This window comes from Pseudomonas sp. Irchel 3H7 (assembly GCF_900187605.1).
Lineage (GTDB): Bacteria > Pseudomonadota > Gammaproteobacteria > Pseudomonadales > Pseudomonadaceae > Aquipseudomonas.
The window spans coordinates 318,608-335,018 of the sequence record NZ_FYEA01000004.1 but is presented as its reverse complement, the minus strand read 5'-3'; the positions used below and the strand labels follow the sequence as shown (position 1 = coordinate 335,018).

Below are 16,411 nucleotides of genomic sequence, written 5' to 3'. Positions count from 1 at the left end.
AGGTGCATACAGTGAGCGTAGCCCCCGTCCAATCGTCCCTTAATGTCAAAGACCAGGTCAGTGCTGCGGAATGGCAGACCCGAGTCGATCTCGCCGCTTGTTATCGTCTGGTCGCCGCCCATGGCTGGGACGATCTGATCTTCACGCATATTTCCGCCAAGGTGCCGGGCACCGAAGATTTCCTGATCAACCCGTTCGGTCTGATGTTCCATGAGATCACCGCGTCGAGCCTGGTGAAAGTCGATCAGGCCGGCAACAAACTCATGGACAGCCCTTACGAGATCAACCCCGCCGGCTACACCATCCACAGCGCCGTGCACGAAGTGCGGCACGATGTGGTTTGCGTGCTGCATACGCACACCGCCTCAGGTGTCGCGGTGTCGGCGCAAAAGCAGGGCGTGTTGCCAATCAGCCAGCAGTCGCTGTTCGTGCTGTCGAGCCTGGCGTATCACGCCTATGAAGGCGTGGCGCTGAACCATGAAGAGAAGGCGCGCCTTCAGGCGGATCTGGGCGAGAACAATTTCCTGATGCTGCACAACCACGGTCTGCTGACCTGTGGCGGCACCATCGCCGATACCTTTCTGATGATGTTTACCTTCCAGCGCGCGTGCGACATTCAGGTCATGGCGCAAACCGGTGGCGCGGAACTCATCGCTATCGAACCGCAGATTCTGGCAGGCGCCAAAGCGATGATCGCTGGCGTCACCAAAAGTGCTCAAGGCATGGGTGGCGCGCTGGCCTGGCCGGCGTTGCTGCGCAAACTCGATAAACAAGACCCCGGATATAAACTCTAATGCCTCTTGCCGAGATTCCTCTGTGTGTCTGGCGTAAACGCAGCCAGACGTTTGTTTTTCGTGGTCAGCCGATTCGCTATTGGGCGGCGGGGCAGGGTGAGCCGCTGTTGCTGATCCACGGCTTTCCGACTGCCAGTTGGGATTGGCACTACCTGTGGCAGCCACTGGCCCAGCGTTATCGGGTGATTGCCTGCGACATGCTCGGTTTTGGCGATTCGGCCAAACCGCTCAATCACACCTACAGCCTGCTGGAACAGGCTGACCTGCAACAGGCCTTGCTCGCGCATTTACAGGTCGAACAACCGGTGCATGTGCTGGCGCATGATTACGGTGACAGCGTTGCGCAAGAACTGCTTGCCCGACACTACGAAGACAAGATCGAGATCGCCAGTTGCGTGTTTCTCAACGGCGGATTGTTTCCGGAAACCCATCGCCCGGTGCTGATGCAGAAACTGCTGCTCAGTCCACTGGGCTGGATGATTGGCCGCGCGTTTACACGCGATGCTCTGGTGAAAAGCTTCCGGCAGATCTTCGGTCCGCAAACGCGGCCGAGCGAAAGCGAGCTGGACGATTTCTGGAGCCTGGTCGACAGCAATCGCGGGCCACGGATCATGCACAAATTGATCAGCTACATTCCCGAGCGCCGGGTGCAGCGTGATCGTTGGGTGAGCGCGATGCAGCGTGGCGAAATCCCCCTGCGGGTGATCGATGGCGAAGTCGATCCGATTTCCGGGGCGCACATGGTCGAGCGCTATCGCGAGTTGATCCCGGACGCGGACACGGTGCTGTTGCCGGGGATCGGTCACTATCCCCAGACCGAGGCGCCGGTGCAGGTGCTCAAGCACTATCTGGCGTTTCGCGATCGTTTTGTGCTGCCGCCGCGCAAAGTCGCCTGCTCCTGACAGATCAAAAGATCGCAGCCTTCGGCAGCTCCTACACAGATCCAATGTAGGAGCTGCCGAAGGCTGCGATCTTTTGATCTTTTGTTTCTTTGACGCCCTCATCATCCCCCAACCTTATCGCGCACCATTCAGCCTCAGCCGTGTTCGTTGTGACCCAAAGCCCTGTGCCTGACACTCAGGATCAATACTGGCCTGCTGGAGTTGCTGCGATGAATGAGTCTGTGCGTTTCGAAGATAAAGTCGTCATCGTCACCGGAGCCGGTGGCGGCCTCGGACGCGCCCACGCATTGTTGTTTGCCAAACAGGGCGCCAAAGTGCTGGTCAATGATCTTGGCGGCTCGACTCAGGGCGAAGGCGCCAATGCCTCCGCCGCTGATCGCGTGGTTGCGGAAATTCGTGGGGCTGGCGGTATCGCCGAAGCCAACCACGACTCGGTCACCGACGGCGACAAACTGGTACAAAACGCCCTCGACGTCTTCGGCCGGGTCGATGTCGTCGTCAACAACGCCGGAATCCTGCGCGACAAGACCTTCCACAAAATGGACGACGCCGACTGGGATCTGGTTTACCGCGTCCACGTCGAAGGCGCCTACAAAGTCACCCGCGCCGCGTGGCCGCACCTGCGCGAGCAAAACTACGGCCGGGTGATCTTCACTGCCTCGACTTCAGGTATCTACGGCAACTTCGGCCAGTCCAACTACGGCATGGCCAAACTCGGCCTTTACGGTCTGACCCGCACCTTGGCCATAGAAGGTCGCAAGAACAACATCCTCGTCAACGCCATCGCGCCTACCGGCGGCACGCGCATGACCGAGGGCCTCATTCCGCCGCAAGTGTTCGAGCAACTCAAACCGGAACTGGTCAGCCCGTTGGTGGTGTATCTGGCCAGTGAACAATGCCAGGAAACCTCCGGGCTGTTCGAGGTCGGTGGCGGCTGGATGGGCAAGGTGCGTTGGGAACGCAGCCTCGGCGCTGGGTTCGACCCGCGCGTAGGCTTCTCGCCGGAAGATGTCGCGGCGCACTGGCAGCAGATCTGTGATTTCGAAGGGGCGGCGCATCCGAAGGACAATATTGAGGCGTTGAAGGAAATGATGGCGAATTTGCAGAAGTATTCGCTTTAAGTACTTAAGCCACCCGACCAATGCAAGTGATGGTCGGGTGGCTTTTTGTGTTTTAGTCGTAGCGTTTTTCTGTCATGAACGCTGGCGGTGTCCAATTGGGACCTTTAATGGTTTTTCCATTTTCGTCGTAGGACAACACCCCCTCTCTGAACAGCGAGTTGTATGTGTCGATGAAGACACTGTGGGGGATTGTATCCTTGCGATAACGTGCATACATTTGATCGAGGCGCATGGGATGAAAACAAAGTGCTAAGAGTGAAATGACGTCCGCAATCGGTTCGTTTTTTATGATTTTCTCGACAGTAGTCATTGGGCGAAACTCCGCATGTCGTTTTGATATTCCCGTTCATCTTGAGCATTCATTGCGTTGACTGCCTCTTCGTTGTAGAGCAGAGTCAATTCGCTACCGAGTTTGTAGTCCTCAAGGGTCGCAGTATGGGCATTGTTCCATATCGTGGATTCCTCAGAGGGCGATGTGTCGTCGCTATAGCCAAAATTTCTGTATCGCTCCAGCTCTCTCAATTCGTGAGTGTAGTAACGCAGGTCAGTGTCAGTAAAATTCAGATCACCTTTTAAAATTCTCTCTAATCGCTGATTCATGATGTCGTTAGCGTCTGATTGGTTGAATCTCGCTACGTGTAATTTCACGTTGGTGACTCCAGCTTGCGTGATTACAGCCGTTCGCCAATCCAGATCAAGTATTGGTCCACCAGACTGCTCTGGGTTGTAGGTCCGACCGCTGTATTTCCCTTTTACATAACCTCCCGCGTACGGACTGCTAAACACCACATAAAGCGGCGCAATCCCCGAGTCATCGGGAAACACGATGATGAATCGTTCCCAGCCTTCGACCAGAATCGGATTCAGGTCCAGCCGTCCTTCAATCGGAACAATCGGAGCGCCCGTATACGCAGGGGAGTCGGTATCTACCATGGGCGACTCAGTCGAGCTGTCACCCGGCGAGATAGCGGGCGTCCACGTCAGAAAGTCCGTCGGCGAATCTGGCAGCGCTACTTCATAAACATCATTCAGCAAGTCATAGGCCGCATTCAGAACCAGCACACTCGAGCGGATATGGAAGTCATCGCTTGTGGCGACGAAGATTTCCGCGCCAGCCCCGAGCCGCCTTACGCCCAATCCCACGGGCAGCTCTAATGTGCCTTGCCGATCCGCTATTTCGCGCAATGTCTGAGGAGACTCCGGCGACAACTCCGCAAGTGGAACGCTCATGGAAAAGCGTTCGCCGTTGCCCAAGCGTGATGGCATTAACAGTGCCGCGAAACCTACCAGCACCGGACCGCTCATCAGCGCAGCGCCTGCCGCCCTCACGGCCAGTAATCCTGTGCGCATTGCGCTGAGAATCCCGGACGACGATGCCGGCGGAAGACGAATGGTTTTGGAGGCAAAAGACAAAACCGGACTAGTTGAAGCCACGGCTCCTGAAGCCGGATATACATGCTGGATCTCTGCTGAATGACCTTCCTGCTGGTTCGCTTCTACACGCTGCTCCATTTGCGCTTGAAGACGAGCCTGCTCGGCAGCAAACGCCTGTGCGGCTGCTTCAGCTTTTGCTTGTGCTTCGGCTAAAGCGCTCTTCAATGCCGCGATTCGCGCTTGTTCCTGAGCTTCAGCTCTCATTTCAGCAAGAATGCGTGCCAACTGGGCGGAGTATTTTGCCAGGTATGCATCCAGATCCTGCTTTTTCGCCAGCGTGGCAAGTCGCGCCTGTTCACGGGCACGAATTTGCTCCTGCTCTTGACGTGCAGCTTCAGCAATTTCTCTTTGACGTTGCTGTTCTGCGGCAATCCGTGCGTGTTCTGCAGCCAAACGCTGGGCCTCAGCCGCTGCCGCTTGAGCTTGATCCTGAGCCTGCACGGTGGCCAGCCAATTGAGTACGTCGGCCTGTTGCTGGTTGAGAAGCGCCAGTGTCTGGCCAAGCAAACGCGCTTCGTGAGCCGCTCGGAAGGACTCGCTCCACAACGCTCTACTCCTCGCCCCCGCGCCGCTGATTCGGCGGATAGCGGAGGCCTGATTCAGGTAATCCTGGAAGGTTTTCCCCAGCGGATCGCTGCCAAAAAAGCGGTTTGCGATCGCGGTCTGCCTCTGAAACTCTGCGCTCTTACGGTGAATCAGCGTATTCCTGACGCCCACTTCGCGGGCCAGTGCAGCAGCGGGCGGAAGAGGATTTGTCGGGCCTTCCAGTCTGATTGCCGCCAGTTCCACTTCGATGGACTGAGGTATTGAGACGGATTTTGCGTTGAACTCTTGTTCAACGGTGGTTTGCGTCTCGAACATCAATTGGCGGGTTTGCGCATTGGCGCCGGCAGGTCCGAACGTTCCACTGTAGGTGTAACCCACATTGCTTTCTTTGAATGGCTCGTAATTATCGGGGGCGGGTGCCTCGATACGTGTTTCATCCAGTTCTAAGAATGGAGGTCTTTGCATATTCATGTCCTTTTGAATGTGCGTGATAGCTCGCTGGCAAGTTAGCGCGGCCGATAGTGACGTCCGTGTCACCAGCGAGGGGTTGAGGTGTTTCAAGTTACATCAGACTTGCGGTTACAAAATCTGAGAAACCCGTAAGTAACAGGGCGTTGTTTCGAGAGGGGTTTCGCAGGCTAATAACAAAGCAGGGAGAATTCTTCTGCGCCGCAGGAAAGGTCCTACGTTGTTCTCGGAAAGTGTTTGCAGGCAGTAGGGAATACATTTTCAACGCCCATAAAAAAGGCCGCTGCAAACGCAGCGGCCAAGGTAAGACGTTGGATCAAGGAGCTACAAATCAACGTCAGTGAACACCGGGGCGATAAACCGAAGTCTTCGATTCATCTGAAATCTGTCAGCAATGGCCTGAGTCGCTCAAAGGCCAGTGCTTCGTGCTTTGCGGCGTGTCCCGTGAAAGCGCGTTCAGAATAAGGTGTTGAACACGTAGGAAAAATACCGATTCCGGACATGCACTGTTGCGGGGCACGTAACAGTCCCATGTGCTGATGTGCACCATGCGCGGCACTGATGATCTTCCATCCAGCCGATCCATGAACGGCGCAAAGCTCCGTCGTTCAAGGCCATTCATCCTTTCGAGCGACAACACGAATACCTCCTTGGTGCGCTTATCGACGCGGTTGCCCGGCAGTAGGGTGGGGCCTTCTGTCACTCACCGGGGAAGACGCATGACAAAAACAACAATGCGCGCCATCTTCACACCGCAGGCGCTGGCAGCCGCGGTAGCTCTGGGTTGCTGCGCCCAGGCGCAAGCGGTTGCGTTCAACATTGGCGAGATTGAAGGCACCTTCGACTCGTCGTTGTCGATCGGTGCGAGTTGGGGCATGCGCGATGCCGACAAGTCGCTGGTCGGCACGGTCAATGGGGGGACCGGGCAATCCTCGACCGGTGATGACGGGCGTCTGAATTTCAAGAAGGGCGAGACCTTCTCGAAAATCTTCAAAGGCATTCACGACCTTGAACTCAAGTACGGCGACACTGGTGTCTTCGTGCGCGGTAAGTACTGGTACGACTTCGAGCTGAAGGACGAAGACCGCGAGTTCAAGCCGATCAGCGACAGCGGGCGCAAGGAAGGGGCGAAATCCTCCGGCGCACAAATTCTCGATGCGTTCGTCTATCACAACTATTCCATCGCCGACCTGCCGGGCACCGTGCGTGCCGGCAAGCAAGTGGTGAGCTGGGGCGAAAGTACCTTCATCGGTAACTCGATCAACAGCATCAACCCGATCGACGTCTCGGCGTTTCGCCGCCCCGGTGCCGAGATCAAGGAAGGTCTGATTCCGGTCAACATGCTGTTTGGCTCGCAAGGCCTGACCGATCAACTGACCGTTGAAGGTTTCTATCAACTGGAATGGGACCAGACCGTTCTCGACAACTGCGGCACCTTCTTCGGTGTCGATGTGGCGGCGGACGGTTGCAACAACGGCTACACCGTCGGCAACCCGGCGATCGCGCCGTTTGTGCCGCTGACCCAGGCCTTTGGCCAAGGGATTCAGGTGACCCGTGAGGGTGTGGTGATTCCTCGTGGTGGTGACCGTGATGCGCGGGATTCCGGGCAGTGGGGGACGGCGTTGCGCTGGCTCGGCGACGACACCGAGTACGGTCTCTATTTCATGAACTACCACAGCCGTACGCCGACCGTCGGCACCACCACGGCCGGCCTGTCGACGCTGGCGGCATTGCCGGGCATGGTCGGCATCGCCAATGGCCTGGCCCCCGGCAGTGGTTCCGGTCTGGCGCAGAGCGTGATGCTCGGACGCGGTGGGTATTACCTTGAATACCCGGAAGACATTCGCCTCTACGGCGCGAGTTTCTCCACCACATTGCCCACCGGTACCGCGTGGACCGGCGAGATCAGCTACCGTCCGAACGCTCCGGTGCAGGTCAACACCAACGACCTGACACTGGCGCTGCTCAACCCGATTGCGGGTGGCACGGCGTCTCCACTTGCGACGTCACCGGGAGCGGACAACAAAGGCTATCGGCGCAAAGAAGTCACGCAAATCCAGAGCACCCTCACACACTTCTTCGATCAGGTCTGGGGCGCTCAGCGCTTGACCCTGGTCGGAGAAGCAGCCGTGGTCAGGGTTGGCGGCCTGGAGTCGCGCAACAAGCTGCGTTATGGCCGCGATTCGGTTTACGGGCAGTACGGTTTTGGCGGCGACACCGACGGTTTCGTGACCTCGACCTCGTGGGGCTATCGCGCCCGGGCGATCCTCGATTACGCCAACGTGATCGGCGGTATCAACCTCAAACCCAACCTGTCGTGGTCGCATGACGTCGCCGGTTACGGCCCCAACGGCCTGTTCAACGAAGGCGCGAAAGCGATCAGCGTCGGCGTCGATGCCGACTACCGCAACACCTACACCGCGAGCCTCAGTTACACCGACTTTTTCGGTGGCGATTACAACGTCCTCGAAGACCGTGACTTCGTGGCTCTGAGCTTCGGCGTGAACTTCTGATCTGCCCGAGAAGGATGACTGCAATGCGCAAAACGATTCTGCAATGTGGTGTGCTGGCGCTGAGTCTGCTGGCGGCCAATGTGATGGCGGCGGTGTCGCCGGATGAAGCCAACAAACTTGGCACCAGCCTGACGCCACTCGGCGCCGAGAAGGCTGGCAACGCTGACGGTTCGATTCCGGCATGGACCGGTGGCATCCCGAAAAACGCCGGTGCGGTGGACAGCAAAGGCTTCCTCGCCGACCCGTTCGCCAACGAGAAACCGCTGTTCACGATCACCGCGGCCAACGTCGACAAGTACAAGGACAAGCTGTCCGACGGTCAGGTGGCGATGTTCAAACGTTACCCCGAAACCTACAAAATCCCGGTTTACCCGACCCATCGCACCGTCGCCGTGCCAGCGGAGATCTATGAGTCGGCCAAACGCAGCGCGCTGAATGTCACCAGTATCAACGATGGTAATGGCCTGGCCAACTTCACAGGCAACCGCTACTACGCATTCCCGATTCCGAAGAACGGTGTGGAGGTGTTGTGGAACCACATCACCCGATATCACGGCGGTAACCTGCGGCGCATCATCACCCAGGTGACGCCGCAGACTAACGGCAGCTACACGCCGATCCGCTTTGAAGAAGAGATCGCCGTGCCGCAACTGATGAAGGATCTCGATCCGGAAAAAGCCGCCAACGTGTTGACCTTTTTCAAACAGTCGGTGACCGCGCCGGCGCGGCTGGCCGGTAACGTGCTGCTGGTGCATGAAACGCTCGATCAGGTGAAAGAGCCGCGTCTGGCCTGGATCTACAACGCCGGCCAGCGTCGGGTGCGTCGTGCGCCGCAAGTGGCCTATGACGGCCCGGGTACCGCCGCCGATGGTCTGCGCACCTCGGACAACTTCGACATGTTCTCCGGTGCACCGGATCGCTATGACTGGAAACTGGTCGGCAAGAAGGAAATGTACATTCCTTACAACAGCTACAAACTCGATTCGCCGAGCCTGAAATACGACGACATCGTCAAGGCTGGCCACATCAATCAGGACCTTACCCGCTATGAACTGCACCGCGTCTGGGAAGTGATCGGCACGGTGAAACCGAGCGAGCGGCACATCTACGCCAAGCGCCACATGTACATCGACGAGGACAGCTGGCAGGTGGCGCTCGCCGATCACTACGACGGTCGCGGGCAACTGTGGCGTGTCGCCGAAGGGCATGCTCAGTACTACTACGATCACCAGGCGCAGGCCTATACCCTCGAAGCGCTCTACGACATCATCGCCGGTCGCTACATTGCCCTGGGAATGAAGAACGAAGAGAAGCACAGTTTCGAGTTCGGCTTCGAAGCCAAGGCAGCTGACTACACGCCATCGGCCTTGCGCGCAGAGGGCGTGCGGTAACGGTTCTGATACATCGGCAGCGCAAAAGGCGACCGCACGGTCGCCTTTTTTATGGTCGTCAATCAGCGTGCTGAATACTCGTCAACAAGCGCACGGGAGAGGGCTAGGGTGAGCGCACAACGATAAGAAGGCTCACCCGATGACCGCCATGACCCCGTGCCTGGATCGACCCGGATTTCTGCCCAGACTTTCTTCACATCACCAGCCTCGCCCTCGCTTGATTGCGCCTCTTCTGGCTTCGAACGCGCGGGTCAGGCTGTTGTGCGCACCCGCTGGCAGTGGCAAAACCGCACTGCTCAGCGAATGTCTTCTGCAGGTGCGTGCAGACTGCGAGACGATTTGGCTGCCGCTGGCGGGAGCAGCGCTCAGCTGCGAGGAGTTTTGCCTGCGTCTGACTCAGGTGCTCGGGCTGGTCGAGGACCTTGACGTTGCGCAACTGATGGCGGAGTTGGCACGTTGGCCCAGGACAACTTCGCTGTTTATCGACGATTACAGCCGTCTGCCGGATCCGGCTCTGGATGCTTTACTGGATCGTTTGTTGGCGGTCAGCAGCCCGGCGCTCACCTGGTGGATCAGCACTCGCCGCCGGCCACAGTGCAACTGGCCGCGCCTGTTGCTCGATGACGAACTCTACGAATCCGATCGCGCCAGCCTGGCACTGACCCGCGATGAGCTTGTACCGGTGTTGCGCCATTTGCCGCCAGACCAGGCGGACCGTGTCGCCGCCGGTATCATCCAGCGTACTGGCGGCTGGTGCGCGGGTGCGCGTATGGCGCTCCTGCAAAAGTGCGACTGGTCGCAAAAGCTGCAGCCACAACAGCGTGTCGACACCCTGCTCGATTATCTGCAGCACGAACTCTTCAGCAACCTGACGCCAGAGCAGGATGAGGCATGGCGTGTTCTGGCCCAATTGCCGCGGTTCAACGCGCCATTATGCGAGCATTTATTTGGCCCCGGCGAAGGCGCACAGCTGTTGCATGACCTGCAAGTGCTGGGCTGCTTTATCGAGCCTTGGCAGGAATCCGTCGATTGGCTGCAGGTTTTTCGCCCGCTGTCGCGAATCATGCAGGAGTCGCATTGGCCGTGTGCGCGTTCGTGGCATCGGCGCGCCTGTCAGTGGTTCACTGCGGTGCAGGATTGGCGAGCAGCGTTCGAGCAAGCGTTGTTGGCCGAAGAGTACGAAACGGCCGTAAGCCTGTTGCAGCATTTGAGCTTCGAGGATCTGCTGGAAGACCAGACGGTCGTCCTGCTGTTGCGCTTGCATGAGCAGCAAAGTCGCGAGCTGACCTTGATGACACCGCAATTGATCGGGCTGGTCACGGGGGCATTGCTGTTCGCCGGCCGATTCGAACAGGCCGCGCAATGCATGGCTCATCTCGTCCGCTTCATGCCGCAGCCGACGAAGCATCTGGAGCAGCAACTGCTGGCACGTTGGCAGGCGCAACAAGGTTGGCTCTGCCACTTGCAGGGGCAAATGGAGCCGGCGCGCGCCTGTTTCCAGGAGGCATTGTCAGCGTTGACCGACGATGCCTGGCAAGCCCGTCTGATGTGTCTGTCGGGACTGACGCAACAGGCGTTACTGTGCGGTGAACTCGATCAGGCCCATGCTCTCAACCGCGAGGCGCTGTGCCTGGCGCGCGCGCATGGCTCCCTGTTGCTCGAAGGGTTGCTGGAGCTTGATCATGCGCAATGGCTCGAGCAGCGAGGAGCGCCCGCGCGTGCCGAAAGTCTGCTGGTGGACATTGAGCATTTGCTGCGTCAGCGCACCCTGGTGCCCACGCCGCTGCTGGGCCGAATTGCCCTGCGACGAGGTCGGCTGGCGCTGTGCATGGGTCTGGAAGAGCAGGCTGCGGATCTGTTCAGCCGAGGTCTTGAAGATTGTTTGCGCAGTGAAGACAAGCGGGTCTTGTATGGCTACCTCGGGCAGGCTCAACTGGCCGGCAATCGAGGCGATTATGCCTGCGCTTTCGAGCGCCTGCGCGAGGCCGAAAGGGTCATGCAGCAGCGGCAGATTCCCGATACGGTCTATCGCGGTGTCGTGCTTCAGGTCAGCAGCCAGTTCTGGTTGCAGCAGGGGCGACCGCAATTGGTGCAAGAGGCGTTGGGCCGGCTGTTAAGGCATTACCGTGGACCCTCTGCACTCCAGGCGCCGCCCGCCACTTTCGAGCTGATTATCCGCATTGAATACCTGCTGGCCTGCGCGCATACGCAGTTGAATCCGGATGAAAACTGTCTGCCAACCATTGAACGATTGCTCAATCAGGCGCAGGCCAGAGGCATGTTGACGGCGGAAACGGAGTTGCTGCTGGCCTTCGCCCAGTTGGCCGAATCGAACGGTGACACAGAGGCGGCGCAGCAAGCTTTCCAGCGTGCCGGAATGCTGGTGGAGCGCTGTCAATTGCAGCACGCCATGCGGGAGTGGGAATTACGCCGGGGCAGTCTCGGAACAGTGTCTGCCAAGCAGATTCCTGCCAGGCAATGCGATAACCCTGATCTGGCGTCGGGCCTCAGTCGGCGTGAGCGCGAAGTGCTGATGTTGATTGCTCAAGGTGCTTCGAATCAGCAAGTTGCAGAACAACTTTTTATTTCGTTACATACAGTAAAAACACATGCGAGACGGATTAATGGGAAGTTGGGGGTGGAGCGCAGAACTCAGGCAGTGGCGAAAGCAAAGTTGATAGGGATATTGGCTTAGTGTTTTAATTTTTTTTGCTGGTGAAAATGATTTTGGTTGTTTGTTGGCATGTTTTGTAAATTGTTCGAACTTCATGTTGATTGAAAAAGAAACTACCTTGCGACCCTCTGCATAGCTGCACTCGCAGCTCTGAATAGTCAAGTAAGGAAGTGTTGTGGCCAAGTTATTTAAAAGTTTGATGCGTGGTTCATTGGGTGAGCAAGTTACGTGGGCTGAAGAGTGGAAAAAGGCCAGCCAGGCAAAAGCAGGTCTATTCAAGATCATCGACGCCATGCCAAGCGTGCTGGATATTCTTCGCAACTTGCTTGGGAGTGAGTTAAAGCGCTTGGGTAAAACGGTCGATATCGACAAAGTCTATATCAATACGGATCCTGCTTTTCCCGCCAATGAAAACCGGCCTTCAGGCACTCTTTGGGACGTCACAGTTCATTGTCTGGATAACAACGTCAGCCCCGCTTACATAGTGGGCGGCGATGGTGTGTTTTTTCTGCCGGACACGTTCAGTGAGCAATTCAAAGTCAATGTTCTGAATACGTTTATTGTCGAGGATCTGATCGCGGCTGTAGCTGCAGGACTGGAAAAAACGTTGCGAACCGAGATCGCAAAGTTCTGGGCGGCGCCAGCGAAAACCATTCGCCCGGACACTGCACCTCTGTCGAATAAGCAGACTTTCATCGAAGCGTACGCCGTGGTCACGAGTGCAGAGCTGTCCCTGTCGGTCATGGCCAACAATTTTGATGCCCTGTTGGGTGAGAGATTCGCTCATCTTCTTGACGCAGACTCCGGTCGCGCAGCGTTTGAAGTCAACCTGCGCCCGACGCAGGATTACCTTCTGTCACGTCAGCCCTGTTTCGTTCTGGACAACGCCGAGCGTCCGGATGCAGAAATGCCGCTGCTCAACGAGTCGACGTCCTATCTCGTGCACACGCCGGAATACGGCTTTGAGTTTTTTGAAAAAAATACCGATTTGCACAGCAAACTTCAGCAGCGATTGTCCTTGGGTAGTGACCAGATCAGATACCTGAAGGGTACGCGAAGTCCTCACGCCTTTTGTGTAGAGACTCATCTCAAAGGCCAGCTTGAAAGCGTGTCATCCTTGTTCAGTGGTCGGGAACAACTGGAAAATCCGCTTACCTCGGTGTTGCAGGACAATCAAGGCCTGCATGTTCTGCGCTACGGTATCAACACCCGCTTCTATCTGCTTCGGACTGCGTTGAAACGCACCGACTGGCCGGTTTGGCTCCATGGCGCTGGTAGCGATATTCAACAACGATATAACGAGCTTGAAGAATCCAAGGATCAATACCAGGCTGCGTTTTCAAGCGCGTTCGATGCGTGTTTTTCGTTTAAGGATTATGTGGTGCGTACGTTCGCTGAATGGGCGGACAGGGTTCTCGGTGAGCACCTGGATCCAGAAGCGATAAGTGTCCAGAGCTCGTACACTCTGCAAGTTGCCGGGCGTACTATCGAACAGGAAGAAACCCGCACGCTGACAGAATTTATCGTTTTCGGTCTGCATGACAATGGTTATAAAGCCGCCCTGACTATCATCGGCGTTCCCGACGCAAGTCGGCTGACGACGGTGGCGCTTGAGCAGTGGTTGGAGAGTCGCAACCTGCGACTGGAATTTACCAGCAGCCTTGCATCCTCGCCCTCGGTTGATTACCAAGAGGCTTATCGCAACTACCTCTTCAGCCAGATGGCGTTTGCAGTTTTTGTTGCTCGCCACTCTGGAAAGCTGGACTCCACCGATGCGAATATCATCGCGCGAGCCATGGCCAATGACGCCACGGTGACTATTCAGGGATTGGGAATCAAATCACAAGTACCAGCGTTGAAAGATGTCCTGATCATTTCGGCCAGAGAATATGTACCGTCGCTGATGTTGGTCAAAACGCCTGGCGGTGAATTTGAACTGCAAAAATTTTCCGATGTTTATGCGGCGAACGTCTGGCTGGAGTCGGCATTGTCCGCAGATCGTGAATACGCTGCATTGCTGATCCATCCAGACTACCTGCACGAAGCAGGTAAGTTGCTCGGCAGCGCTCCCACAAAACTGAGCTACCGCTACACGCTCGATGGCCGGCCGGTCGATCTTGGCCTGAATCTCAAGGCACCGTTGGCAGACTACGTAAATATCGCTTACCGAGCCGAGGTTGCCCTGCACAAGGCCATTGCTCCGGCTGGTTATCGAGCACTGGGCATCGAAGGCCGCAAGCGCTATTCGCGTCTGACCACCGAACTCAAGGCACTGTCTACAGTTGATGCACGAGACAATGGTTTTCCGACGTTCGAGCAGTTCACTTATGACTCGGTGAAAGCTCAGATAGAAGACATTTTGCGTGCTCGTGGCAGCAAGGTTTCGGTCAATCCCGACAAGATCATTATTCAAACCGAAGAGTTTCGTAAGAGCGTTACTGACGTTTTGCTTGAGGGACTCGCCTTTGAGGCCGTGCATCCGGGCTACGAAACGAAATTCAGCCCGAAATACTATTTGGTGAATGGCCATCCCAGCATTGAAAAACTGGATATCCGAGACCTGTCCTCACTGTCGAAAACTTTCCGTCCCGGCGACAGATATACCGCCATGCTGAAAGCGCAATATCAGAACAGCGCTCATCCTGACTACGCGTTCAAGCGCGCGGTACACGCCCGAAGAATCCGCTGTGAAATGTACCGCAATGCTTTTGCCGACTTTACCAATGGCAGACTGTCAGTAGAGTCTTTCTCTGCTATCCAGCGGACTATCGATAATCTGAAAGAAAGTGGCGGTTATCAGTCAGTTGTGAATAGCGTCGCCGAAGGTGACGTCGGATTGTATAAGTTCAACATCGTCGAGCCGGGTTTGACGGCTGCCTGGGACCGCACGGTTGGCGGCGTTTATATTTTCCGACTGAAGATGTCTTCAGGGTTGCTCGATTTGCTCTATACGCCTGACGCGCCGGATCTGGTCAGCTTCCGGCCCATCGCTGATTTCATTCCTTCGATTCGTTTTCGATACGGCCCGTTCAGGAATTACTACAGCCAGCGGATATTGCTGGTCGACCAAAAGGTGATCAACGACTATTTCGACAATCTGGTTGCAACCGCCGATACCAAACCGGTCATTCGCACCCAGCAGCGTTCGTTATTGCCTGATCTGTTCACTTTCCATGACGAGCGAGTGCGCCGTGTATTGAGCGATATCGACGAACGCACCACCAGTCTCAATGAAATAATCACCGGTATTATTTACGACAACCTGTTGAAGGCCGCGAACATCGTGAGCCTGCTGGTGCCTCCCGTGGGCACTGTCGTGGTGGCTGTGCAGATGATGAAAAGCATCTACGACGCCTCACAGTCGGACAAGCGAGGTGACTACCGCGCTGCCCTGGGACATGTCCAGGAAGCGCTGACCGGGCTGATGACGTTGGGCCAGGCCGCAGCTGCGGGTGCTCCCGTCAAGGAAATCACCCATGCACAACGGTCCTTGCTCAGTTTGTTCGAAGATGCGCGGACGGTCGCGGAGCTGGTCACTTACTACACAGGCCAGGAAGAGTTGAAAGAGATGCTGGTCGAGTTCTTCAACACATTGATGGAAAGTGCCAGTTCCGGACTGAGTAAAACAACCGTTCATTGACCGCTTTTGAGCACTTGCTGCTCGCTCAATGCGTAAAGCGTTTATCGTTCATAACCCATCCGCCAACTCACGGCCCGCGTCGCCGCCAGCAACCGCTGCGCCGCCGGGCCGTTTTCGTCGGCGTGGAACAGCGAGGTCGGGCCGACAATGGTCAGCACGGCGGCGACCTGGCCGACAGCGTTGAACACCGGTGCGGACAACGCATCCACACCCGGCATCAGCAAACCATGCACATGATGCAGACCGCGTTCGCGGATCTGTTCACACAGTGATACGTAAGTCTTCTCGTCCTTCAGCGGATGATCGGCAGCGGCAATCTCCTGAACGCGCAAATCATCGGTTTCGCGATGTGGCAGATAAGCGCTGAATACCAGCCCGGTTGATGAACTGAGCAACGGCAATACCGAACCCAATTGCGTCACCACCGTCACTGCACGCACCGCCGGCTCGATGTGCACAACGGTTGCGCCTTGGTTGCCCCACACCGCCAGAAAGCAGGTTTCGTTGAGTTCGTCGCGCAGTTCGGCCAACGGCAGGGCGGCGACTTTCAGCACGTCCATACTGTTGAGTGCGGCGAGGCCTACACGCAAGGCTTCGCGGCCGAGGCCGTAATGGTTGGTCGCGGTGTTCTGCTCGGCAAATCCTGAGGCGATCAACGCCTGCAGATAGCGGTGAACCTTGCTCGCCGGCATTTGCACATGTTCGGCCAGTCGCGACAACGAAGTGGACGGCGACAACTCGGCCAGGGCCTTGAGGATGTCGGTGCCGACTTCGGCGGAGCGGACTTTCTGTTTGCCGTTGCTGTCGCTGGTTTTTTCCATGGTGCGGCCGGGTTCCGAAACGAATGGGCGTCTTTATAGCTTGACGCTGGATAGCGAGCAAATTACGTTATGCGTAATCGAATTACGATAATAACAACCCCGGCGTG

Annotated in this window: 10 protein-coding genes; 7 read left to right on the top strand and 3 right to left on the bottom strand. The window is 56.8% G+C overall.

Going from position 1 to position 16,411, the window contains the following annotated elements:
- Positions 1–11: 11 nt before the first annotated feature.
- The 3 genes from CKW38_RS10000 (at position 12) to CKW38_RS09990 (ending at position 2,817) form a co-directional block, all read left to right on the top strand.
- Positions 12–794 (top strand): class II aldolase/adducin family protein, encoded by a 783-nt coding sequence (locus CKW38_RS10000; RefSeq protein WP_007950070.1) that lies wholly within the window; start codon positions 12–14, stop codon positions 792–794.
- Positions 794–1,696, top strand: a complete 903-nt coding sequence (locus tag CKW38_RS09995; RefSeq protein ID WP_095112659.1) for an alpha/beta fold hydrolase — start codon at positions 794–796, stop codon at positions 1,694–1,696. The genes CKW38_RS10000 and CKW38_RS09995 overlap by 1 nt, the downstream gene beginning before the upstream one ends.
- A gap of 209 nt (positions 1,697–1,905) precedes the next feature.
- A complete protein-coding gene (locus CKW38_RS09990; RefSeq protein ID WP_095112658.1) occupies positions 1,906–2,817 on the top strand; it encodes an SDR family oxidoreductase in 912 nt (303 codons plus the stop codon).
- Between the two features lie 52 nt (positions 2,818–2,869).
- On the opposite strand, the gene CKW38_RS09985 is transcribed toward CKW38_RS09990, so the two are convergent.
- Entirely contained in the window at positions 2,870–3,127 is a 258-nt protein-coding gene (locus CKW38_RS09985) for an immunity protein (protein WP_077571171.1), read from the bottom strand.
- On the bottom strand, positions 3,124–5,262 hold the full coding sequence (locus tag CKW38_RS09980; RefSeq protein WP_095112657.1) for an S-type pyocin domain-containing protein: 2,139 nt from the start codon (positions 5,260–5,262) through the stop codon (positions 3,124–3,126). The genes CKW38_RS09985 and CKW38_RS09980 overlap by 4 nt, the downstream gene beginning before the upstream one ends.
- Positions 5,263–5,984: 722 nt before the next feature.
- On the opposite strand from CKW38_RS09980, the gene CKW38_RS09975 reads away from it, so the two are divergent.
- From CKW38_RS09975 to CKW38_RS09960, 4 genes are all read left to right on the top strand, one after another.
- On the top strand, positions 5,985–7,778 hold the full coding sequence (locus CKW38_RS09975; protein WP_095112656.1) for a DUF1302 domain-containing protein: 1,794 nt from the start codon (positions 5,985–5,987) through the stop codon (positions 7,776–7,778).
- Between the two features lie 23 nt (positions 7,779–7,801).
- The gene (locus CKW38_RS09970) at positions 7,802–9,169 is read left to right on the top strand and encodes a DUF1329 domain-containing protein (RefSeq protein ID WP_007914212.1); all 1,368 of its coding nucleotides are present in this window, start codon (positions 7,802–7,804) and stop codon (positions 9,167–9,169) included.
- A 139-nt stretch (positions 9,170–9,308) separates the two neighbouring features.
- Positions 9,309–11,864, top strand: coding sequence for a LuxR C-terminal-related transcriptional regulator (locus tag CKW38_RS09965; protein ID WP_095112655.1), 2,556 nt, complete (start codon positions 9,309–9,311; stop codon positions 11,862–11,864).
- A 154-nt stretch (positions 11,865–12,018) separates the two neighbouring features.
- Positions 12,019–15,483, top strand: coding sequence for a dermonecrotic toxin domain-containing protein (locus tag CKW38_RS09960; RefSeq protein ID WP_095112654.1), 3,465 nt, complete (start codon positions 12,019–12,021; stop codon positions 15,481–15,483).
- Between the two features lie 41 nt (positions 15,484–15,524).
- On the opposite strand, the gene CKW38_RS09955 is transcribed toward CKW38_RS09960, so the two are convergent.
- Complete coding sequence (locus CKW38_RS09955; RefSeq protein ID WP_007914208.1) at positions 15,525–16,304, bottom strand: IclR family transcriptional regulator; 780 nt, start codon at positions 16,302–16,304, stop codon at positions 15,525–15,527.
- Positions 16,305–16,411 lie beyond the last annotated feature (107 nt).